At 62.9% G+C, this 22,296-nt stretch carries 21 protein-coding genes; 16 read left to right on the plus strand and 5 right to left on the minus strand.

Annotation, left to right across the window (positions count from 1 at the left end; translation table 11 throughout):
• Nucleotides 1-6: 6 nt before the first annotated feature.
• Both E2H86_RS06135 and E2H86_RS06140 read right to left on the minus strand, forming a co-directional pair.
• Entirely contained in the window at nucleotides 7-657 is a 651-nt protein-coding gene (locus E2H86_RS06135) for an HAD family hydrolase (protein WP_133325750.1), read from the minus strand.
• 85 nt (nucleotides 658-742) lie between these two features.
• Complete coding sequence (locus tag E2H86_RS06140; RefSeq protein WP_133325752.1) at nucleotides 743-1,291, minus strand: gamma carbonic anhydrase family protein; 549 nt, start codon at nucleotides 1,289-1,291, stop codon at nucleotides 743-745.
• A gap of 66 nt (nucleotides 1,292-1,357) precedes the next feature.
• On the opposite strand from E2H86_RS06140, the gene prlC reads away from it, so the two are divergent.
• The 6 genes from prlC to E2H86_RS06170 all read left to right on the plus strand — a co-directional run bounded on the left by prlC (nucleotide 1,358) and on the right by E2H86_RS06170 (nucleotide 9,684).
• Complete coding sequence (prlC, locus tag E2H86_RS06145; RefSeq protein ID WP_133325754.1) at nucleotides 1,358-3,445, plus strand: oligopeptidase A; 2,088 nt, start codon at nucleotides 1,358-1,360, stop codon at nucleotides 3,443-3,445.
• A complete protein-coding gene (locus tag E2H86_RS06150) occupies nucleotides 3,442-3,726 on the plus strand; it encodes a YheV family putative zinc ribbon protein (protein WP_133325756.1) in 285 nt (94 codons plus the stop codon). The genes prlC and E2H86_RS06150 overlap by 4 nt, the downstream gene beginning before the upstream one ends.
• 116 nt (nucleotides 3,727-3,842) lie before the next feature.
• Complete coding sequence (locus E2H86_RS06155) at nucleotides 3,843-5,843, plus strand: M3 family metallopeptidase (RefSeq protein ID WP_133325758.1); 2,001 nt, start codon at nucleotides 3,843-3,845, stop codon at nucleotides 5,841-5,843.
• Nucleotides 5,844-5,906: 63 nt separating this feature from the next.
• Complete coding sequence (locus tag E2H86_RS06160; protein ID WP_133325760.1) at nucleotides 5,907-6,962, plus strand: PA0069 family radical SAM protein; 1,056 nt, start codon at nucleotides 5,907-5,909, stop codon at nucleotides 6,960-6,962.
• 278 nt (nucleotides 6,963-7,240) lie between these two features.
• Nucleotides 7,241-7,960, plus strand: coding sequence for a carbonic anhydrase (locus E2H86_RS06165; RefSeq protein ID WP_133325762.1), 720 nt, complete (start codon nucleotides 7,241-7,243; stop codon nucleotides 7,958-7,960).
• A gap of 191 nt (nucleotides 7,961-8,151) precedes the next feature.
• Nucleotides 8,152-9,684 (plus strand): SulP family inorganic anion transporter, encoded by a 1,533-nt coding sequence (locus E2H86_RS06170; protein WP_133325765.1) that lies wholly within the window; start codon nucleotides 8,152-8,154, stop codon nucleotides 9,682-9,684.
• A 120-nt stretch (nucleotides 9,685-9,804) separates the two neighbouring features.
• Here the strand turns inward: E2H86_RS06170 and E2H86_RS06180 are convergent, their stop codons facing one another.
• Nucleotides 9,805-10,446 (minus strand): hypothetical protein, encoded by a 642-nt coding sequence (locus tag E2H86_RS06180; RefSeq protein WP_133325767.1) that lies wholly within the window; start codon nucleotides 10,444-10,446, stop codon nucleotides 9,805-9,807.
• Between the two features lie 370 nt (nucleotides 10,447-10,816).
• Between E2H86_RS06180 and coxB the strand changes: the two genes are divergently transcribed.
• The 4 genes from coxB to E2H86_RS06200 are packed head-to-tail and all read left to right on the plus strand — an operon-like array spanning nucleotide 10,817 to nucleotide 15,057.
• The gene (gene coxB, locus E2H86_RS06185) at nucleotides 10,817-11,944 is read left to right on the plus strand and encodes a cytochrome c oxidase subunit II (protein ID WP_133325769.1); all 1,128 of its coding nucleotides are present in this window, start codon (nucleotides 10,817-10,819) and stop codon (nucleotides 11,942-11,944) included.
• Between the two features lie 43 nt (nucleotides 11,945-11,987).
• Nucleotides 11,988-13,577, plus strand: coding sequence for a cytochrome c oxidase subunit I (gene ctaD, locus E2H86_RS06190; protein ID WP_133325771.1), 1,590 nt, complete (start codon nucleotides 11,988-11,990; stop codon nucleotides 13,575-13,577).
• A gap of 9 nt (nucleotides 13,578-13,586) precedes the next feature.
• Nucleotides 13,587-14,153, plus strand: coding sequence for a cytochrome c oxidase assembly protein (locus tag E2H86_RS06195; RefSeq protein WP_133325773.1), 567 nt, complete (start codon nucleotides 13,587-13,589; stop codon nucleotides 14,151-14,153).
• A gap of 16 nt (nucleotides 14,154-14,169) precedes the next feature.
• Complete coding sequence (locus E2H86_RS06200; protein ID WP_133325775.1) at nucleotides 14,170-15,057, plus strand: cytochrome c oxidase subunit 3; 888 nt, start codon at nucleotides 14,170-14,172, stop codon at nucleotides 15,055-15,057.
• 4 nt (nucleotides 15,058-15,061) lie between these two features.
• Here the strand turns inward: E2H86_RS06200 and E2H86_RS06205 are convergent, their stop codons facing one another.
• Nucleotides 15,062-15,265, minus strand: a complete 204-nt coding sequence (locus tag E2H86_RS06205) for a twin transmembrane helix small protein (protein WP_133325776.1) — start codon at nucleotides 15,263-15,265, stop codon at nucleotides 15,062-15,064.
• 63 nt (nucleotides 15,266-15,328) lie between these two features.
• On the opposite strand from E2H86_RS06205, the gene E2H86_RS06210 reads away from it, so the two are divergent.
• The 6 genes from E2H86_RS06210 to E2H86_RS06235 all read left to right on the plus strand — a co-directional run bounded on the left by E2H86_RS06210 (nucleotide 15,329) and on the right by E2H86_RS06235 (nucleotide 21,444).
• On the plus strand, nucleotides 15,329-16,066 hold the full coding sequence (locus E2H86_RS06210) for an SURF1 family protein (protein ID WP_133325778.1): 738 nt from the start codon (nucleotides 15,329-15,331) through the stop codon (nucleotides 16,064-16,066).
• On the plus strand, nucleotides 16,035-16,616 hold the full coding sequence (locus E2H86_RS06215) for a hypothetical protein (protein ID WP_133325780.1): 582 nt from the start codon (nucleotides 16,035-16,037) through the stop codon (nucleotides 16,614-16,616). The genes E2H86_RS06210 and E2H86_RS06215 overlap by 32 nt, the downstream gene beginning before the upstream one ends.
• A gap of 9 nt (nucleotides 16,617-16,625) precedes the next feature.
• Nucleotides 16,626-17,699: a COX15/CtaA family protein gene (locus E2H86_RS06220; protein WP_133325782.1), complete on the plus strand. Its 1,074-nt coding sequence runs from the start codon at nucleotides 16,626-16,628 to the stop codon at nucleotides 17,697-17,699.
• A complete protein-coding gene (cyoE, locus tag E2H86_RS06225) occupies nucleotides 17,684-18,577 on the plus strand; it encodes a heme o synthase (protein ID WP_133325784.1) in 894 nt (297 codons plus the stop codon). Before E2H86_RS06220 ends, cyoE begins: the two co-directional genes overlap by 16 nt.
• Nucleotides 18,574-19,206, plus strand: a complete 633-nt coding sequence (locus E2H86_RS06230; RefSeq protein ID WP_133325786.1) for an SCO family protein — start codon at nucleotides 18,574-18,576, stop codon at nucleotides 19,204-19,206. The genes cyoE and E2H86_RS06230 overlap by 4 nt, the downstream gene beginning before the upstream one ends.
• Nucleotides 19,207-19,281: 75 nt before the next feature.
• Nucleotides 19,282-21,444 (plus strand): M48 family metallopeptidase, encoded by a 2,163-nt coding sequence (locus E2H86_RS06235; RefSeq protein ID WP_133325788.1) that lies wholly within the window; start codon nucleotides 19,282-19,284, stop codon nucleotides 21,442-21,444.
• Nucleotides 21,445-21,499: 55 nt separating this feature from the next.
• Here E2H86_RS06235 and E2H86_RS06240 read toward each other — a convergent pair whose 3' ends face one another.
• Nucleotides 21,500-22,270 carry a MetQ/NlpA family ABC transporter substrate-binding protein gene (locus tag E2H86_RS06240; RefSeq protein WP_133325790.1) on the minus strand — a complete coding sequence of 257 codons (771 nt, stop codon included), beginning with the start codon at nucleotides 22,268-22,270 and terminating at the stop codon, nucleotides 21,500-21,502.
• Between the last annotated feature and the right edge of the window lie 26 nt (nucleotides 22,271-22,296).

Consider the following 22,296-nt stretch of genomic DNA (forward strand, 5'->3'; position numbering starts at 1 on the left):
CGGCCATCAGGCCTTGATGAACGCCTGATGCAACTGCGCCAACGTGGCGAAGTGAAAAGCCGGCGCTTCAGCCTCCAGTTCATCCTGGCTGCCAAACCCGTACCCGACCGCCACCGCCTGCAGCCCATTGCTGCGAGCGCCGATCAGGTCGTGCTTGCGGTCGCCGATCATCAGCGTCTGCGAAGGATCCAGCCCCTCCTGGTCCAACAGGTGGCGAATCAACTCGACCTTGTTGGTGCGGGTGCCATCCAGCTCGCTGCCGTAGATCACTTTGAAGTGGTGGTCGAAAGCGAAGTGACGAGCGATCTCACGGGCGAACTCCCACGGTTTTGAGGTGGCGATGTATAGCGTGCGGCCCTGGTCGTTGAGCGCCTCGAGCAGCTCAGGCACGCCATCGAACACGTGGTTCTCGTAAAGACCGGTCACCCGGAAGCGTTCGCGGTAGTGGTTCACCGCCTCCCACGCCTTGGCTTCGTCGAAATCGTAGAACTGCATGAAGGCCTGTAACAGCGGTGGCCCGATGAAGTGCTCCAGGCGCGTGAGGTCCGGCTCGTCGATGCCCAGTTTGGCCAGGGCGTATTGGATCGAGCGGGTGATGCCCAGACGAGGGTCGGTCAGGGTGCCGTCGAGGTCGAAAAGGATGTTCTGTTGGTGCATGAGGCGTTCCACTTGAATGCTGCGGGGTCTTCTTCGCGGGCAAACCCGCTCCCGCAAGGGATGGCGCCGCTTGGCCGCGAAGAAGTCACTCAGGTTGGTCGTAGCCTTCGGCCAGGTGCTGGTCCTTGAGCTTTACGTAGTTGCCGGCACTATACGGGAAGAACGCCCGCTCCTTGTCGGAAAGCGGTCGCGCTTGCTTCACCGGGCTGCCCACGTACAGGTAGCCGCTCTCCAGGCGCTTGCCCGGCGGTACCAGGCTGCCGGCGCCGATGATCACCTCGTCTTCGACGATGGCGCCATCCATGATGGTGCTGCCCATGCCGACCAGGATGCGATTGCCCAGGGTGCAGCCGTGCAGCATCACCTTGTGGCCGATGGTCACCTCGTCGCCGATGATCAGCGGGAAACCGTCGGGGTTGAACGGGCCGGCGTGGGTGATGTGCAGCACGCTGGCGTCCTGCACGCTGGTGCGCGCACCGATACGGATGCGGTGCATGTCGCCGCGGATCACCGTCAACGGCCACACCGAGCTGTCCTCGCCGATCTCCACGTCGCCCAGCACCACTGCCGAACGGTCGACGAAGGCACGTGGTCCAACTTTCGGAGTGTGTTGCTGGAAGCTTCGGATGGCCATGATAGCGTCTCTCATCTGTGCCGATAGGCAGGCTGCCTGCTGCGGTCGGCGTCGATTGTAATTAAGATGGTCCAGTGTTTCTTCTGCCAAGGTATCCAAACCGTGAGTGCGAACAACCCGCTTCTGCAGCCCTACGATCTGCCGCCGTTCTCGGCGATCCGTGCCGAACACGTGCTGCCAGCCATCGAAGAGATCCTGGCCGACAACCGCAAAGCCATTGCCCAGATCCTCGAAAAGCAAGGCAAGCAGCCTACCTGGGCCGGCCTGGTGCTGGCCATGGACGAACTCAACGACCGACTGGGCGCTGCCTGGAGCCCTGTCAGCCACCTCAACGCGGTGTGCAACAGCCAGGAGCTGCGCGAGGCCTATGAGGCGTGCCTGCCGGCGCTCAGTGCCTACTCTACCGAACTGGGACAGAACCGTGCGCTGTTCGAAGCCTATCAGGCGCTGATCGACAGTCCCGAAGCCGCTGGCTTCGACGTGGCGCAGAAAACGATTCTCGAGCACGCCCTGCGCGACTTCCGCCTGTCGGGTATAGACCTGCCGGCCGATCAGCAGCAGCGTTATGCCCAGGTGCAGAGCAAGCTCAGCGAACTGGGCAGCCGCTTCTCAAACCAATTGCTCGACGCTACTCAGGCCTGGACCAAGCACGTCACCGATGAAGCCGCCCTGGCCGGCCTGCCTGATTCGGCCAAGGCACAGATGGCCGCCGCCGCCCAGGCCAAAGGCCTCGAAGGCTGGTTGATCACACTGGAATTCCCCAGCTACTACGCGGTAATGACCTACGCCAGCGACCGCGCGCTGCGCGAAGAGCTGTACGCCGCCTACTGCACCCGTGCCTCGGACCAGGGGCCGAACGCCGGTCAGTTCGACAACGGCCCGGTGATGCGCGAGATCCTCGATCTGCGTCAGGAACTGGCCGAGCTGCTGGGCTATAAGCACTACGCCGAACTGAGCCTGGCGACCAAGATGGCCGAGTCCAGCGACCAGGTGCTGAGCTTCCTGCGTGACCTGGCCAAGCGCTCCAAACCCTTCGCCGCCCAGGACCTGGAGCAACTCAAGGCCTACGCTGCCGAACAGGGCTGCGCCGAGCTGGCCAGCTGGGACGCCGGCTATTTCGGTGAGAAGCTGCGCGAGCAGCGTTATAGCGTCTCGCAGGAAACCCTGCGTGCCTACTTCCCCATCGACAAGGTGCTCGGGGGCCTGTTCGCCATCGTCCAGCGCCTGTACGGCATCGAGATTACCGAGCTCAAGGATTTCGACACCTGGCACCCGGACGTGCGTCTGTTCGAGATCAAGGAAGACGGCCAACACGTCGGCCGCTTCTTCTTCGACCTGTATGCCCGCGCCAACAAGCGCGGCGGTGCCTGGATGGACGGCGCTCGCGACCGTCGCCGCACGGCCGAGGGCGCGTTGCAGAGCCCGGTGGCCAACCTGGTGTGCAACTTCACCCCGGCAGCGCCCGGCAAGCCCGCGCTGCTGACCCACGATGAAGTCACCACGCTGTTCCACGAGTTCGGCCACGGCCTGCACCACCTGCTGACCCGCATCGAGCATGCTGGCGTGTCCGGCATCAACGGCGTGGCCTGGGATGCAGTCGAGCTGCCGAGCCAGTTCATGGAGAACTGGTGCTGGGAACCTGAAGGCCTGGCGCTGATTTCCGGTCATTACGAAACCGGTGCTGCCCTGCCCCAGGACCTGCTGGACAAGATGCTGGCGGCGAAGAACTTCCAATCCGGCATGATGATGGTGCGCCAGTTGGAATTCTCGCTGTTCGACTTCGAGTTGCACGCCAGTCACGGCGATGGCCGCAGCGTGCTAGAGGTGCTCGAAGGTGTTCGCGACGAGGTCTCGGTGATGCGTCCGCCGGCGTACAACCGTTTCCCCAACAGCTTCGCCCATATCTTCGCTGGCGGTTATGCCGCAGGTTACTACAGCTACAAATGGGCCGAGGTGCTGTCGGCCGACGCCTTCTCGCGCTTCGAGGAAGAAGGCGTGCTCAACGCCGAGACCGGCCGCGCCTTCCGCGAGGCTATTCTGGCCCGTGGTGGTTCGCGTGAGCCGATGGTGCTGTTCGTCGACTTCCGTGGCCGTGAGCCTTCCATCGATGCCTTGCTGCGCCACAGTGGCCTGAGCGAGGACGCGGCAGCATGAGCGAGGTCGTCGTGAACAAGACCAAGAAGCGTTTCATCGCCGGTGCGGTATGCCCGGCGTGCAGCGAGCCGGACAAGCTGATGATGTGGAACGAGGACGGTGTGCCGCATCGCGAGTGCGTCGCCTGCGGCTTCACCGACACCCTCAACGAGCAGGGCCTGTCGGTGCCCAAGGAACTGGGCACACGGGTCAATCAGCAGGCGCCCAAGGCCGCTGCCCCGGTCCAGGTGCAGACGGTGCAGTTCTTCCCCAACCCCAAGCTGAAAAAGCCCACCGAGTGATCTTCGGGCCGGCGCCTGCACGGGCGCCGGCCCTGTTGCACTTAGATATGGCTTCCTGACCTGGTTGAGCGGCGCCCTACCCTGGCCGCCCTTCAATCAGCACCAGGGAGTGCCCCATGACCGACAGTCTGCCCACGCTGGCCCATGGCTTGCTTGACTATTCCGCGTTGCGACCCGAGCAGCTCGAGCCCCTCTTCCGAACCTTGCGCGATACCAATATCGCGGCCCTCGAACAGATCATCCAAGCCCACGGACAATCGCCTGGGTGGGACAATTTCGTGTTGGCGATCGACCGTCTGGACCAGCGAATCGAAGGCCTGTTCGATCTGCTCGTACCGCTGGCGTACGAAGACGGCGCTTGGCGCGACGCAGTCAACGCCTGTTATGAACTGTGCATGGCCTGGAAGCAGGACAAATACAGCCAGGCTGGGCTGCATGACGCCTACCAGCGTCTCGACACCCTCCAGCTCGACGACGAACGGAAAGTGGTGCACGCCCTCATCCTGCGTGACCTGCGCCTGGGTGGGCATGGTCTCCATGGGACCGAACTCGTGCAACTACGCGAGACCGAGGCGGCGATCGCCCGGTTGCAAGACCAGTTCCTGGGCAACCTGGAAAAGGCACGTACTGCCTGGGACTACCTGATCACCGACGAGTCCGACCTGGCCGGCCTGCCGTCGACGCTGCGCGAGCGGCTGGCCGCCAATGCCCAAGCCCTTGGCGAACAGGGCTGGCGGCTCGACCTTGAGCAAGCGACGGTCGAGGCGCTGCTCGCCTGGGCCGACGATCGAAAACTGCGCGAAACGGTGTACCGCGCCTCGCGAAACCTGGCATCCGATCTGGGGCCGGACAGTGCGTTGGACAATGAGCCCGTACTGCGTGCGTTATTGCGCCTGCGTCACGAGCGGGCTCAATTGCTGGGACTGACCGATGCAGCGCAACTGGGCCTGGAAACCCGGGAGGCGCGCACGGCGGAGCAGGTCGAAGGGTTCATCGAAAACCTGATCGAGCAAAACCGCCCTCGCCTGCAAGACGATCTGCGGGTGATCGAGGCCCACGGCGAGCAGCTGGGAATCGCCCCGGTCGAGCCGTGGGACACGGCATACCTGGCGCGTCAGCTACGCCTGCAAGGCAGTGAGGAAATCGAGATGCGCATGCAGACGCTGTTCCCTTTGGACAGGGTCCTGACGGGTTTGTGGCAATTGCATGAGCGGCTGCTGGGTATTCGGATCTCGTCCTCTGCCGTGGTTGCCTGGCATCCGGATGTGCATGTTCTCGAGGTCAGCGAGGCGGGAGCGACCCTCGGTCATATCTACCTGGATATATATGCGCGCGCGGACAAGCTGCCTTGGCCGACCTGCTACCCCATGCGCCAGCGTCATGTCGATGCCGATGGGGTGGTCATATTGCCGGCCGTGCTGCTCTCCTGCTACGTCAAGCGAGTCGCGGGCCAGCCAGCGTCACTTTTGAGTCATGAGCAGCTGTGCCAGCTGTTCCACGAGTTCGGGCATGCCTTGAACCAGGTGCTGGTGACCAACCGGCACCGTCGGCTCAACCGGGTCGCCGATACATCGCTCGGCGCGGACCGTTGCGAGTTCGTTGGCAAGTTCATGGAACAGTGGTGCTGGTCGGCGTCCACCCTGCATGCCGTTGCACAGCCGGCGTCGGTGTCGTTGCCGCAGTTGCGCCAGTGGCTGGCGGCCAGGAGCCGCATGCAATCGGTGAGCGAGGCCGAACAACTGCGCAAGGGCTGGTTCGACTTCTTCGTACACCGTGACCCAGACGCCCGCCAGAACTTGCGCCAACTGGCCGTCGCTGCCACTCGTCGTGTCGGGTTGCCCGAAGGGTTCGCCGAGGACCGTTTCGCCGAAACGTTCGACTACATGGTGACCGGCTACGAAGCCGGGTTCTACACCTATAAATGGGCGCAGACCCACGCGATCGATGCGTTCACCCGCTTCGAGGCAGCCGATGCCGATGAGGCCGCGTTGGGCCGAGCGGTGCGCCACGAGATCCTGGCCAAGGGCGGCTTGCGTGGTATGGGTGCCTCGTTCCTGGCTTTCGTAGGTCGGAACATGTCGCTGCAAGCCTATGCGCGTCGGCAGGGTTCCGCCTGACGGTAGTGGCCAAGGTTCGGTGCTTTGCGATACTGTACGTAAATACAGTATACGGGGCCGATCATGCAACCGACTTCCATCCGCGGTCGCGGTACCGCCAGCAATCCCCATAACCGCTTCGCGCCCAACCGCTCGGTGGTGGAGGACGACGGCTGGTACCAGGAAGTACCCCAAACCCAGGGCACCGAGGTGCGGGTCGAGATGGCCAAGACCATCATCGCCCGCAATACCTCGCCCGACTTGCCCTTCGACCGTTCGATCAACCCCTATCGGGGGTGCGAACATGGCTGTATCTATTGCTATGCGAGGCCTAGCCACGCCTATTGGGACATGTCGCCAGGCCTGGACTTCGAGACCAAGCTGATCGCCAAGACCAACGCTGCCGAGGTATTGGCCGAGCAGCTGAGCAAGCCCGGTTACGTCTGCGCGCCGATCAACCTCGGCGCCAACACCGACCCCTATCAGCCGATCGAGCGCGACCAGCGCCTGACCCGACAGTTGCTCGAAGTCCTGCTACGTTTTCGCCACCCGGTGACCATCGTCACCAAGGGATCGCTGGTACTGCGCGATCTTGACCTGCTGGCGGAGATGGCCGGTCAGCGGCTGGTGCGGGTGATGATCAGCCTGACCACCCTGGATGATGAACTCAAACGGGTGCTGGAGCCGCGTGCGGCCTCGCCCAAGGCCCGCTTGCGAGCGATCCGCGTGTTGCACGAAGCCGGCGTACCGGTGGGAGTACTGTGCTCGCCGATGATTCCGATGATCAACGACAGTGAGCTGGAGCATCTCCTTCAGGCCGCCAAGGAAGCTGGAGCCCAGAGCGCGGCCTACATGATGCTGCGTCTGCCGCTGGAAGTGGCGCCGCTGTTCGAGCAATGGTTGCAGGACCATTACCCGCAGCGGACAGCTCATGTGCTCAGCCTAATTCGCCAGAGCCGTGGTGGAGCGTTGTACGACAGCCGCTTTGGCGCACGCATGCGCGGCGAGGGTGTGTTTGCCGAGTTATTGGCCCAGCGCTTCGCCCGGGCCATGAAACGTCTGGCGTTCGCCGGACGGGAAGCGCAAGCGCTGGATTGCTCGGCGTTTTGCCCGCCAGGTGGACAAATGGCGTTGTTTTAGGGCGCTGTCCACAGTACGACTAATCCGACTCAATAATTACACTCATACCCCTAGCCATTTGATGCTTTTTTGCTATTATCTAGATCCCGCCTTCCTCATCTGGAACACCCGTTCTAGAGCCTTCGAATTAAGTTTCAGTTAAGTTTTCCCCGTTAGCGTAGGAACCCAGTCGACGAAGACTGTGATCAATGGCCTGTGCGTGTCATCTAACTCCCTGCATAGCCAGAATCTTTCCCCGGTAAAATGGATTTACCTACACACCGCCAAGAGGATGAATCATGCCCGTCAAGGACCCTTCCAAGGTCGTTCCGCAGGCCCCTGCCGAGAGCGCCGATGCCGCCCTCAAACACATCGTCGACGGCTTCCTGCGTTTTCACCATGACGTCTTCCCCGAACAGCAGGAGCTGTTCAAGAAGCTCGCCACGGCGCAAACGCCGCGTGCCATGTTCATTACCTGTGCCGACTCGCGCATCGTCCCCGAACTGATCACCCAGAGCTCGCCCGGCGACCTGTTCGTGACCCGCAACGTCGGTAACGTCGTACCGCCATATGGCCAGATGAACGGGGGTGTTTCCAGCGCCATCGAATACGCCGTACTGGCGTTGAAGGTGCATCACATCATCATCTGCGGTCACTCCGACTGCGGCGCGATGCGTGCAGTGCTCAACCCGCACTCGCTGGACAAGATGCCGACCGTCGGTGCCTGGCTGCGCCACGCCGAGGTCGCCCGTACCGTGGTCGAGAACAACTGTTCCTGTGGCAGCGAGCACGAGACGATGCAGGTGCTGACCAAGGAAAACGTCATCGCCCAGCTGCATCACTTGCGCACTCACCCTTCGGTCGCCTCGCGCCTGGCGGCCGGTGAGTTGTACATCCACGGTTGGGTCTACGACATCGAGACCAGCCGAATCGAAGCCTACGACGCTGCCAGCGATAGCTTCATGCCCCTGGCCGCCGGCGAGCCGGTTCCCTGCGCCACTCCGAGAGGCCGCTACTAAGCGACCCGTCCACAGCTAGAGCCTTGATAGCCGGCTGCACCCCATAGGGGTGTGGCGCGGCCTTCGGCTGCCTTGAATTCCCTGACTGCCCTGCCGGCATTTTCGCTGGCGGCCAGCGCCTGCGCGTTCGTCAGGGACCCACGTGCCCACGACCAGCGGATTGGTCGTGCGACAGAGAAAGGAGAAATAGGGTGAACATTACACAGTTGAAAGCGGCCCTGCCGCGTGAGTTGCTAGCGTCGGTGGTGGTCTTTCTGGTCGCTCTACCCCTGTGCATGGGCATCGCCATCGCTTCCGGCATGCCGCCGGCCAAGGGCCTGATCACCGGCATCATCGGTGGCGTCGTGGTGGGCTTTCTGGCCGGTTCGCCGTTGCAGGTCAGCGGCCCCGCAGCGGGTCTGGCGGTGCTGGTGTTCGAGTTGGTGCGCCAGCACGGCATGGGCATGCTCGGGCCGATCCTGTTGCTGGCTGGGGTATTGCAACTGCTAGCCGGGCGCCTGCGCCTGGGCTGCTGGTTCCGGGTGACGGCGCCAGCAGTGGTGTACGGCATGCTTGCAGGCATCGGCATACTGATCGTGCTGTCTCAGGTGCATGTGATGTTCGACACGGCGCCGCAGCCGTCCGGTATGCAGAACCTGCTGGAGTTTCCAGCCACCTTGATGGCGGCCTTGCCCCAGGAGACTGCCGGCAATGGTTGGCAGGCGGGGGCACTGGGTCTGGGGACCATTGCCTTGATGTGGGGTTGGGAGCGTTGGCGTCCGCAGAAGCTGCGGTTCATCCCCGGCGCACTGCTCGGGGTCGCGACCATGACGATCATCAGCATGTGGCTGGCCCTGCCGGTCAATCGTGTGGTGGTGCCTGCGGACCTGTCCGAGGCCATCGACTGGATTCGCCCGGATGACTTGCTCAAGCTGGCCGACCCCACCCTGCTGGTCGCCGCGTTCGCCCTCGCCTTCATCGCCAGCGCCGAGACCTTGCTCTCCGCCGCTGCGGTCGATCGCATGCAAAGCGGCCAACGCTCGGACTTCGATCGCGAACTGTCGGCACAAGGTATCGGCAACATGCTCTGCGGTGTGTTGGGTGCCTTGCCCATGACAGGGGTGATCGTGCGCAGTTCGGCGAACGTCCAGGCCGGTGCGCAGACACGCGCTTCGGCGATCCTGCATGGCCTGTGGTTATTGGCCTTCGTCGTGGTGCTGAGCAGCGTGCTACAGCAGATCCCGGTGGCGAGCCTTGCGGGCGTGCTGGTGTACACCGGTATCAAGTTGGTGGACTTCAAGGCGTTCAGGGGCCTGGGCCGCTACGGGCGGATGCCGATGTTCACCTACGCGGCTACGGCCTTGGCGATCGTCTTCACCGACCTGCTGACCGGGGTGCTGTTGGGCTTCGCTTTGACTCTGCTGAAGCTGGCGTTCAAGGCCGCACGGTTGAAGATCAATCTGGTGAGCCTGGCCCAGCCTGGGCACATGGAGCTGCGCTTGAGCGGTGCAGCCACGTTCCTCAAGGTGCCGGCGTTGACCCAGGTACTGGACACGGTACCGGCAGGGACGACCTTGCATGTGCCCTTGGGTAACCTGAACTACATCGACCACTCGTGTCTGGAACTGCTGGAGGACTGGGGGCGCAGCAACGCCGCACATGGCTCGAGGTTGGTGATCGAACAGCGGCGGTTGAAGCGGCGGATCGAGGGGCGGATGCGGACCACGGCGGGGGTTGGGGCTTAGTTTTTGGAGGATGAGTTTGCCTGAACTGGCCTCTTCGCGGGTAAACCCGCTCCTACAGGATCACCGCTTTACCTGGAGGAGCGGGTTTACCCGCGAAGAGGCCAGTGCAGACAGCACAACTCAGGAAGGCTCGCCCAACTCCACCCCCAGCTGCCGCGAAAGGCACGGCCAGCGCATCCAGGCAGTGCCTGTCTCCGGGCTGCTCAATTTTTCGCGATAGGCCTCTACCGACTCGCTGGCGAAGCTTTCGTCATCGAGCATCTCATCCACCGAGTGGTGCACCACTTCGTCGAGCTGGTTGGCGAACGTCTCGCCGATCAACTGGTGGGCGATCAGGTTGGCTACCGTGGTGTCCACCGGAATCAGCGGCTGGTCGAAATGGCGGATATACAGGTCGTTGACCTCTTCTACCAGGCGATGGGCCAGGTACGCTTCATCCAGCAGGCAGTCGAGGCCGACCTTGTCTTTCATGACCTCCGGCGGCTGCAGGAAGTAGGCTTCGGCAATCTTCAGCACCGGCTTGATCTGCGACTCGATCCCGGCTTCTCGGGCAACCGAATTGGCGGCCTCCAGCAGCTCCGGCACTTGTTCCACATAAGCGCTGACGAAGCGTGACAAGGTTCCCTGGGCGTCCTGCTCGGGCAGATGAATCGAAGGATGCAGATGCGGCAGTTGCAGTGCCAGCCGCTGGGCCAACTGGCCGGTGTCTGCCTCGTTTTGATGGGCTTTTTGAATCTGCTCGCGTACAGCAGCGATGTTCATGACAACTCCAGGGACATTACGTTTCAAACGGAAGACACTAAATTAGCTCGGTATACAGCATACCTAAGACCTATTTGTTATAACCTGCGCAAACGTGTGCGCTTCTGAGCATAAAGAGTTGCTATTATTTTGCCATAACCGCTCTATCTCGGCGTTCTTCCTGAAATTCTCAATTGCGTGAAGATCATTTCATCCCCGTCATTGCGACGCAGGGGTCCCTGGCTATACTCCGGTTGAACGTGATTCGTTGATGAGGCCCGACTGCTTTATGCAGGGGCTCGGTCGTCGAAGCCAGGCAGTCTTGACCGCCGTCCCCCCCTTGCCGCAGGCCACGCCTCCGGGACAACAAGAACGATAAGGGGAACCCGCAATGATGCGACATCCACATGTCTGGATGGGCCTCCTGTTGTGGACGGTTTTCGACCAGGCCAACGCCGCCTGGACCGTGAACATGGCGCCTGGGGCCACGGAAGTCTCCAACGCCGTCTTCGACCTGCACATGACCATTTTCTGGATCTGCGTGATCATCGGCATCGTGGTGTTCGGTGCGATGTTCTGGTCGATGGTGCTGCACCGTCGCTCCACCGGCCAGCAGGCTGCGCACTTCCATGAGCACACCTGGGTCGAGATCCTTTGGACCGTCGTACCTTTCCTGATCCTCGTAGCCATGGCGATCCCCGCCACCAAGACCCTGATCGACATTTACGATGCCAGCGACTCGGACATCGATATCCAGGTCACCGGCTATCAGTGGAAGTGGCACTACAAGTACCTGGGTCAGGACGTGGAGTTCTTCAGCAACCTGGCCACCCCCGCCGAGCAGATCCACAACCAGACACCCAAGGACGAGCACTACCTGCTGGAGGTCGACCAACCGCTGGTGCTGCCGGTGGGCGCCAAGGTGAGGTTTCTGGTGACTGCGGCGGATGTCATCCACTCCTGGTGGGTGCCGGCCTTCGCGGTCAAGCGTGACGCCATCCCAGGCTTCGTCAACGAGGCCTGGACGCGCATCGAGAAGCCGGGCATCTACCGTGGTCAGTGCACCGAGCTGTGTGGCAAGGACCATGGCTTCATGCCGGTGGTGGTCGAGGTCAAGTCCAAGGCCGACTACGACACCTGGCTCGCCGAACGCAAGGCCGAGGCCGCTCAGCTCAAGGAGCTGACCAGCAAGGAATGGACACTCGAGGAACTGGTCGCGCGCGGGGATAAGGTCTATCACACCACCTGTGTCGCTTGCCACCAGGCCGAAGGCCAGGGCTTGCCGCCGATGTTCCCGGCGCTCAAGGGCTCGAAAGTCGCCACCGGGCCCAAGGAGGAGCACCTGAGCGTGGTCTTCCATGGTCGCCCGGGCACGGCGATGGCGGCCTTCGGCAAGCAGCTCTCGGAAGTCGACATCGCCGCGGTGGTCACCTACGAGCGCAACGCCTGGGGCAACGACAAGGGCGACATGGTCACGCCGAAGGACGTGCTCGCGCTCAAACAGGCCGAAGCGAAATGAAGCGGGTTACTCGCGGCAATCAACGGATTGCAGGAGACAGGACATGAGTGCAGTGATCGACGACCACGCCCACGGCCATGAGCACGCCCATGGCCCGGCCAAGGGCCTGATGCGCTGGGTGCTGACCACCAACCACAAGGACATCGGCACGATGTACCTGTGGTTCAGCTTCACCATGTTCCTGCTGGGCGGCTCGTTCGCCATGGTGATCCGTGCCGAGCTGTTCCAACCCGGCCTGCAGATCGTCGAGCCTGCCTTCTTCAACCAGATGACCACCATGCACGGGCTGATCATGGTGTTCGGCGCAGTGATGCCGGCCTTCGTCGGCCTGGCCAACTGGATGATCCCACTGATGATCGGCGCCCCCGACATGGCCCTGCCGCGGATGAACAACTTCAGCTTCTGGCTGCTGCCGGCGGCGTTCCTGTTGCTGGTGTCGACCCTGTTCAGCCCTGGGGGTGGGCCGAACTTCGGCTGGACCTTCTATGCACCGCTGTCGACCACCTATGCACCGGCCAGCGTGACCTTCTTCATCTTCGCCATTCACTTGATGGGTATCAGCTCGATCATGGGCGCGATCAACGTGATCGCCACCATCCTCAACTTGCGGGCGCCGGGAATGACCCTGATGAAGATGCCGCTGTTCGTCTGGACCTGGCTTATCACTGCCTTCCTGCTGATAGCGGTGATGCCGGTGCTGGCCGGTGTGGTGACGATGATGCTGATGGACATTCACTTCGGCACCAGCTTCTTCAGCGCCGCCGGCGGTGGCGACCCGGTACTGTTCCAGCACGTGTTCTGGTTCTTCGGCCATCCCGAGGTGTACATCATGATCCTGCCGGCGTTCGGCGCGGTCAGCTCGATCATTCCGGCGTTCTCGCGCAAACCGCTGTTCGGCTACACCTCGATGGTCTATGCCACGGGGGCGATCGCCTTCCTGTCGTTCATCGTCTGGGCGCACCATATGTTCGTGGTCGGGATCCCTGTGGTCGGCGAACTGTTCTTCATGTACGCCACCATGCTTATCGCCGTTCCCACCGGGGTGAAGGTATTCAACTGGGTGAGCACCATGTGGGAAGGCTCGCTCACCTTCGAGACGCCGATGCTGTTCGCCATCGCCTTCGTCATCCTGTTCACCATCGGCGGCTTTTCCGGGCTGATGCTGGCCATTGCTCCGGCCGACTTCCAGTACCACGATACCTACTTCGTGGTGGCGCATTTCCACTACGTGCTGGTGCCTGGCGCGATCTTCGGCATCTTTGCCTCCGCTTACTACTGGTTGCCGAAATGGACCGGCCACATGTACGACGAAACCCTGGGCAAGTTGCACTTCTGGCTCTCGTTCATCGGCATGAACATGGCCTTCTTCCCCATGCACTTCGTCGGCCTGGCCGGCATGCCGAGGCGGATCCCCGACTACAACCTGCAGTTCGCCGACTTCAACATGGTGTCGTCGATCGGAGCCTTCCTGTTCGGTGCCACGCAGATCTTCTTCCTGTTCATCGTTATCAAGTGCATTCGCGGCGGCGCACCGGCCCCGGCCAAGCCATGGGATGGCGCCGAAGGCCTGGAGTGGACCATTCCTTCGCCTGCGCCCTATCACACCTTCCAGACACCCCCGGAAGTCAAATAGGAAACCGCCATGTCCGGCTTGCCGATCAAACGCCTGGTCCTGCGCCTGCTGATGCTGACGGTGGTGATGTTCGCCTTCGGCTTCGCCCTGGTGCCGATCTATGACGTGATGTGCAAAGCCTTCGGCATCAACGGCAAGACCGGTGGGCAGTACGAAGGCAGCCAGGTCAGCGACTCGTCCCGCTCGGTGCGCGTGCAGTTCATGTCGACCAATGCCAGCGACATGGTCTGGGATTTCTATTCCACCGCCGACCAGCTCGAGGTCAACCCGGGCGCGGTCAACCAGATGATCTTCATCGCCCACAACCCCACCGACCGGCCGATGAGCGCGCAAGCCATCCCGAGCATCACCCCTGCCGAGGCGGCGGCGTATTTCCACAAGACCGAGTGCTTCTGCTTTACCCAGCAGGTGCTGCAGCCCGGCGAACGCATCGAGATGCCGGTGCGCTTCATCGTCGACCGCGATCTACCGGCCAACGTGAAGCACCTGACACTGGCTTACACCTTGTTCGACATCACTGCGCGTCATCCGCCGGTGGCCCACGCCACGGCAGCCAACGCCCAGGGCGCCCGCTGAGGGAAGGAGAACAGCAATGGCAAGTCATGATCACTACTACGTGCCGGCGCAGAGCAAGTGGCCGATCATCGCCACCCTGGGCATGTTCATCACGGTGTTCGGCCTGGGTACCTGGTTCAACGACCTCAAGGCCGGCCACGCGGACTCCCATGGGCCGTTGATCTTCTTCATCGGTGCGGTGTTCCTGGCCTACATGCTGTTCGGCTGGTTCGGCGCGGTGGTCAAGGAAAGCCGCGCCGGGCTGTACAGTCCGCAGCTCGACCGCTCGTTCCGCTGGGGCATGAGCTGGTTCATCTTTTCCGAGGTGATGTTCTTCCTGGCCTTCTTCGGCGCGCTGTTCTATGTGCGGGTGCTCGCCGGGCCCTGGTTGGGTGGCGAGGGGCACAAGGGCATCGCTCATATGCTATGGCCGAGCTTCGAGTTCGCCTGGCCGCTGCTGCACACCCCCGACCCGACGTTGTTCCCGCCGCCCAAGGAAGTGATCGATCCCTGGCACCTGCCGCTGATCAACACCATCTTGCTGGTGAGCTCCAGCGTCACCATCACCATCGCCCACCACGCCTTGCGCCGCGATCACCGTGGCGCGCTGAAGCTGTGGTTGGGGCTGACTATCGTCCTGGGTGCCAGCTTCATCGCCCTGCAGGCCTACGAATACCACGAGGCGTACACCAAGCTGGGGCTGACGCTAGGCTCGGGGATCTACGGTGCGACCTTCTTCATGCTCACCGGCTTCCATGGGGCCCATGTGACCCTGGGCACGATCATCCTGTTCGTCATGTTCGTGCGCATCCTGCGCGGACACTTCAACCCCGACAAGCACTTCGGCTTCGAGGCGGCCAGCTGGTACTGGCACTTTGTCGATGTGGTGTGGGTGGGGTTGTTCATCTTCGTGTATGTGCTTTAGCGCCTCAGAACGGGGCGTGTGACACCAACTGACCGCTGATGAAGCCCCAGGCCACCAGGCCGATGGTTACGGCGGCCAGGGCCACACGCACGGTCAGGGCCTTGAGCAGCCGGGTAGAGTGGTCGTCGTCCTTGACCAGGAACACCAGGCCACTGAACAGGCTGGCAATCGTGGCCAACAGCATCAGGACAATCGCGGCCTTGAGCATGGCGCTTCTCCAGGGGGATGCGGTGATGTGGATAAGTATAGCGATCGACCGGGCGAGACTCCGATGAGGCCGTTTCGTCCGGGCTGGATCCCCACCCTGGTCGTGCTCGCGCTGCTGCCGGGCCTGATCGCCCTAGGCTGCTGGCAGCTCGGTCGGGCTGAGGAAAAGCGTGCCTTGCTGGCCTCCTACGCCGAGCGGCAGCTCGAAGCCCCCGTGGCCACAGGCCAACTGCAGCAGGATGAGGACAATGCCTATCGCCGGGTGCACCTGTATGGCCGGTTCGATGCCGAACACAGCTTGTTGCTGGACAACCGCATGCGTGATGGCCAGGCCGGTGTCGAGCTGTTGCAGCCATTCCATGACCAGGCCAACGGCCTGTGGCTGCTGGTGAATCGTGGCTGGCTGCCCTGGCCCGACCGCCGCGCACCGGTGCGCTTCACTACCCCGGATTCGCCATTGGCGCTGGAGGCCTCGGTGTACGTGGCGCCCGGTTCCACCTTCCAACTGCACCCAGACCCGGTCGACGGCCAGTGGCCGCACCTGCTGACGGCCGTCGACCCGCAGCAACTGTGGCAACAGCTGGGGCGTGAGGGCTTTAACCATGAGTTGCGTCTGGAACCGGGTCCGGCCAGCTATCGCCTGGATTGGCCGGTAGTGGCCATGGGGCCGGAAAAACACCAGGGATACGCCGTGCAGTGGTTTGCCTTGGCCAGCGCCCTGGTACTGCTCTACCTCTACTTCGGCTGGCATCACAAGAAGGAGAAAGCCCATGGCCGCCGCCACTCCGCTGGACCTGCCTGAACGCAGCAAACCCAGAGCCCGCGGGCGTTTGCAGCTTATTCTGATTCTCTTGGTAGTGCTCGGGCCGATGGTCCTGGCCACTTGCATGTACAAGCTCAAGTTCTGGGTCCCGGAAGGGCGCAGCTACCACGGCGCGATGATCGGCACTGGCCAGACCCGTGCGGATATCGGCATTGCCGGCGAGGACTCACGCTGGCAATTGCTGGTCAGCGCGCCGCAGGCCTGCGCCGAGGATTGCCAGCGCTTGGTCTACCTGGCGCGGCAGATACAAGTCGGACTAGGTCGCGACGCCAGCCGTGCCAGCCATGCCCTGGCGGCGGCTCAGCCGTTGGACGCTGCCTACCAGGCAGTGCTCGGCCGCGAATACCCGCAACTGCAGCGGTATTCCCTGGATGCCTCGCACTACCTGCAAAAGGTCGGCGATGCGGGCCCGCAACTGTGGATCGTCGACCCGCACGGCAACCTGGTGCTGCGCTACGACGGCAAGGTCAACGGTAAGCATGTGCTCGATGACCTGCGCCATCTGCTCAAGCTGTCCAACATCGGCTAGGAGCCTGCCATGGCCAGACCCGGATTTCGCCTCGCTGTGTTCGCCACCTTGCTGGCACTGCTGGTCGTCCTGCTCGGTGCCTATACCCGACTGACCCATGCCGGCCTTGGCTGCCCCGACTGGCCGGGTTGCTATGGCTTCATCGGCGTGCCCAAGGGCGAAGCGCAGTTGGCCCACGCCGAGCTGCACTTTCCCGATCATCCGGTGGAAGCGGCCAAGGGCTGGGCGGAGATGGTCCACCGCTATTTCGCCGGGACCCTGGCCCTGGTCATCGCCGGCCTGGCCCTGCAGGCGGTGCGTCGCCATGCCCGCGACGGGCAGCCCTATCGCCTACCGCTGCTGTTGCTGGGCGTGGTGCTGGCCCAGGCGGCCTTTGGCATGTGGACGGTGACGTTGAAACTGTGGCCGCAGGTGGTCACTGCCCATCTGTTGGGCGGCTTCACCACCTTGAGCTTGCTGTTCCTCTTGTCGCTGCGCTTGTCCCGGGCCTTCGCGCCCTTGCCGAAGCTGCCGCTGAGTTTGCGTCGGGTGGCCGCGCTGGCGTTGCTGGTGGTGATCGGCCAGATCGCCCTGGGCGGTTGGGTCAGCGCCAATTACGCAGCGGTCGCCTGCATCGACTTGCCCACCTGCCACGGCCAGTGGTGGCCGGCGGTAGACTTCAGCAACGGCTTTCATCTGACCCAGCACGTCGGCCCCAATTACCTCGGCGGGCAACTGGACAGCGATGCGCGTACCGCTATCCACATCAGCCACCGCCTGGGCGCTGTGCTGGTGACCGTGGTACTGCTGACGCTGAGCTGGAAGCTGTATCGCTGTGGCCTGGCCGGCCTGGCCCGCTGTGTCTTGCTGGCGCTGGCGCTGCAGGTGGGTCTGGGCATCAGCAACGTCGTATTGCACCTGCCACTGGCGGTAGCCGTGGCGCACAACGCAGGGGGCGCATTGTTGTTGCTGTGCATGGTGCTGGTGAACTACCGCATTCGCGTGGCCGACAAGGTGCGTGTCGGCCATGGTTGGCGGCTGACGCCGGTAGCCGGTATTGGTGTGGCCCAACCCATGAGAAACGATACATGGCGACGCTTCTAAACGCCCGGCGAGCAGGGTGGCGCGACTATCTGGAGCTGACCAAGCCCAAGGTGGTGGTGCTGATGCTGATCACTTCACTGGTCGGCATGTTGCTGGCCAGTCGTGTCGAAGTGAACTGGAGCATATTGCTGTTCGGCAACCTGGGCATCGCCCTGTGTGCCGGCGGTGCAGCGGCGGTCAACCATATCCTGGATCGGCGGATCGATGCGCTGATGGCGCGCACCGACAAGCGTCCGCTGGCCCAGGGCCGGGTCGAGCCGCTGCCGGCGTTGTTGTTCGCCCTGGCTTTGGCGCTGCTCGGCATGGCCTTGCTGCTGGTGTTCACCAATGCCCTCACCGCCTGGCTTACCCTGGCTTCCCTGCTCGGCTATGCGCTGCTCTACACCGGCTATCTCAAGCGGGCCACGCCACAGAACATCGTCATCGGTGGACTGGCCGGCGCAGCCCCGCCGCTGTTGGGCTGGGTAGCGGTCAGTGGCCAGGTCAGCGCTGAGCCACTGCTGTTGGTACTGATCATTTTCGCCTGGACGCCCCCGCACTTCTGGGCCTTGGCCATCCACCGCAAGGAGGAATATGCCAAGGTCGATATTCCGATGCTGCCGGTCACCCATGGCGAGGCCTACACCAAGCTGCACATCTTGCTGTACAGCCTGATATTGCTGGCCGTGAGCCTGCTGCCGTACGTCATTCACATGAGTGGGCCGGTGTACCTGGTCTGTGCCTTGGCTTTGGGCCTGCGCTTCCTGCACTGGGCCTGGGTGTTGTACCGTGGCAGCCGGCCGCATGCGGCGATCGGCACCTTCAAGTACTCTATCGGCTACCTGTTCGCGCTGTTCACCGCGTTGCTCGTTGATCACTACCTGTTGCTGAGCCTATGACCCGAACCCAGAAAACCGTCTTCATCCTCGTTGCCCTGGTCGCGCTGATCATCGGCCTGACCGTCAACAAGGTGCTCAACGAACGCAGCCAGCCGAACCCCGCCGAACTGATCGATGCCGGCATCATTCTGCTGCCCCAGAGCCGTGCGGTGGCCGATGTGACCATGACCGACCAGAACGGCCAGCCGGTGCAGCTGGACGACCTCAAGGGCAAGTGGTCGTTGCTGTTCTTCGGCTACACCTACTGCCCGGACATCTGCCCCACTACCCTGGCCCAGTTGCGTCAGGTCAAGAGCGAATTGCCCAAGGAAGCCGTGGACCGCCTGCAGGTGGTGCTGGTGAGCGTCGACCCCAATCGCGACACGCCCAACCAGCTCAAGCAGTACCTGGGCTACTTCGACAAGGACTTCGTCGGCCTGGCGGGATCGATCGAGGATACCCAGAAGCTCGCCAATGCCTTGAGCATTCCTTTCATTCCGGCTGATACCAGCAAGCCAGGCTACACGGTTGACCACAGCGGCAACCTGGCGATCGTCGGCCCCGATGGGCGTCAGCGTGGCTTCATCCGTGCGCCGTTCAACAACCAGAAGCTGGTGGCGCAGTTGCCGGGACTGGTCAAGCGCGACTGAACCTGACCGCGGCTTTGGTTCCACTTGCGTGTCGGTTAGGATGACCGACCGAAGCATTGGCATGGAGAGCCTGATATGACGTCGCGCGATACGCGCATTCTTGGTTGGCGGCTGGTGGTACTGCCGCTGCTGTTGCTGGCCCTGGCCGTCTGGCAAGGTCAGCGTGCCGATGAACACCGCACCTTGTTGCTGGAGGATCGCGGCCAGTTGCATGGGTTCATAGCCGAGGTCGAGCGCATGCAGCGCGACCGCGATCACCGCGATGTGCAGTTCAATGGTCGCTCGGTGAACCCCTACCTGGCCAATAGTCTGGCGGTGCTGAGCCTCAATGAGGTGGAGCGTGAGCTGACCTTTGCGCGCATCGGCACCGTGCTGGCCCACGGCGCACTGCCTCTGGCAGCCCTGCTGGTGCTGCTTGGCGTAAGCGCTTTGCTGACGCTGCGCTGGGCCGGCAGGGCGGCGCTGGCCTCAAGGGATCGGCTGGTGCGCTTGTTCCACCGGGTGCGGCAGCTGTTGCCGCTGGTGTTGGCCGCGCTGATGGTACTGCTGACCCTGACCGCTGTGCTGGAAATCGCTTATGAGGCGCTGTGGTTGTTCGCGCTCAAACAGACCTCGGCCGGAGTGCTCAAGCTGCAACTGCTGGTAGGGTTCCTGATCCTGGCCATGCTCTGGCCGCTGTACCGGTTGCCTGGCCATCTGAAAAGCATGCTGCAACTGTTCAACCCCGAACCCCATGACATCTTCGGCACGCCGCTGACCGAGCAACAGGCGCCTGCCCTGTGGGCCAGGGTGCGGTCGTTGGCGCAGCGGCTCGATGCGCTGGAGCCGGACAACATCGTGGTCGGCTGCCTCGAAGGTTTTTACGTGACCTCCGCGGAGGTCTTGCTGCAGCCTGACGAACGTCGCCTGCACGGGCGTACGCTGTACCTGCCGCTGCCGTTGCTGGCGGTACTCAGCCGCAGCGAAAGCGATGCGGTGATCGCCCATGAACTGGCGCATTTCTCAGGCGAGGACACCGCCTACAGCATGCGTTTCGCTCCCATCTACCAAGGGGTATGGCGCAGCATCGGGGTGCTCGGCGAGCATATGGAGGCAGGCTTTCTACGGGGCTTGCTGACCCTGCCGGCCTTCGCCCTGGCGGTATATTCGATGCAGCGGTTCGACCATGCCGTGAGCCACTGGAGCCGCGAACGCGAACTGCTGGCCGATGCCGCGGGCGCACGGATTGGCGGGCCGCAGGCAGTGGTGGATTCGCTGGTGCGCATCGGCGCGCTGGAGCCGCTGATCGATCAGCACCACGCGCACTTGTGCAGCCAGCCGGAACAGTGGCCGCAGGACCTGTTGGGTGCTGTGCTGGCCCATCTGGCGCAGCAACCGGTCGTGTTGCCAGACAACGAACTGGCGGAGCAACTGCCCCACCCGACCGATACCCATCCGCCGACCCTGCAGCGCATCCAGGCGCTTGGCATGTCGGTCGAGGATGCGCGCCATGGTCAGGCGTTGCGCCCGGTGTCGGTGGACCAGGCCCTGGCCCGCCTGGCCGAGGACGTGCCCGAGGTGTCAGTGCTGTCGCGACAACTGACGTCGGCGCTCGGCGGCTACCTGTCGCGTCAGCGCGAGGAAATGCGTCGCGAGTTGGAGGAGCGTGCCCAGGCGGTGCCGAGCGAAAGCATCGTCCATGAAGGCGCACAGCTGCGCGGACGGTTTCTGCTGGTCGTGGCGGTAGGCTGCATGATCGCGGCGCTGTGGTTGGTGCTGGGGGTGAATGTGCACGGTGCAAAGCCCGGGCTGATCACCTTCTTCCGGGTGCTGGCAGTGGGCATCGCCGCAACCGGGGTGATGCTCGGCGTGTTCGGCTGGCGCTTCGTCAAGCGTGCTGCCATTCCCGCGCTGATCCTGACCCGAGACACGGTACGCTTCGCCAATGCCCCGCAAGCGATCCCGCTGCATTGCTTCGATCAATACATGATCAAGGTTTCGCCTGGCTTGGCGGTGGTGTTGCAGCTGGCCGAGGATGCACCCTTGCCGGTGTTCCACAAGCGCAGGTTCTGGGAGCCCGATGCCACGTTCGATGCGCGGACCCGGCGGGTCACGTTGGCCCTGGGGCGTTGGAGCGTGGACGGCAAGGCGCTGAGTGGTGGCGAGCTGTCGTTGCTGGTGGGGCGCTACCTGGAGGGCGGTCACGCACGGCAGGCGCTGCAGGCGTTGGAAGGAGAGTCGGTGGGCGACGCCCGATAGGAGGAGTGGATTCATCGCCGGCTTGCCGGCGATGAAGTCAGCGATAGCTAGCGGCTCAGAAGCTCGGTACCACTGCGCCTTTGTACTTATCCTGGATGAATTGCTTCAACTCGGGCGAGTGCAGCGCTGCCTTGAGCTTGTTCATGGCATCGGAGTTGATGTTGTCCGGACGCGCCACCAGGATGTTGACGTATGGCGAGTCGCTACCCTCGATGACCAGGGCGTCTTTCTCTGGATTCAGCTTGGCTTCCAGCGCGTAGTTGGTGTTGATCAGCGCCAGGTCGACCTGGGTCAATACACGCGGGATGGTCGCGGCTTCCAGCTCGCGGAACTTGAGCTTCTTGTCGTTGCCGGTGATGTCTTTCACGGTGGACAGGATGTTCTTGTTGTCCTTGAGAGTGATCAGACCTGCCTTGTCCAGGAGCAACAAGGCACGGCCGCCGTTGGTCGCGTCGTTGGGGATGACCACGGTGGCACCGTCCGGCAACTCGTCGAGCTTCTTGTGCTGGCTGGAGTAGGCACCCAGCGGCTCCAGGTGCACGCCGACCACGCTCACCAGGTCGGTGCCCTTGGCCTTGTTGAATTCATCCAGGTATGGCTGGTGCTGGAAGAAGTTGGCATCCAGGCGCTTCTCGGCCACCTGTACGTTGGGTTGGATGTAGTCGGTGAATTCCTTGACCTTCAGCTCCACGCCTTGTTTTTCAAGCTGCGGTTTGACGAAGTTGAGGATCTCGGCGTGGGGTACCGGTGTGGCGGCGACGGTCAGGGTTTCGGCGTGGGCCGAGAAGGCCGCGACAGCGGCGACGACAGCAAGCAGCTTCTTCATTGATCACTCCTTGTGAGGGCCGCGAC

The organism is Pseudomonas putida, from assembly GCF_004357765.1.
Classification (GTDB): domain Bacteria; phylum Pseudomonadota; class Gammaproteobacteria; order Pseudomonadales; family Pseudomonadaceae; genus Aquipseudomonas; species Aquipseudomonas putida_U.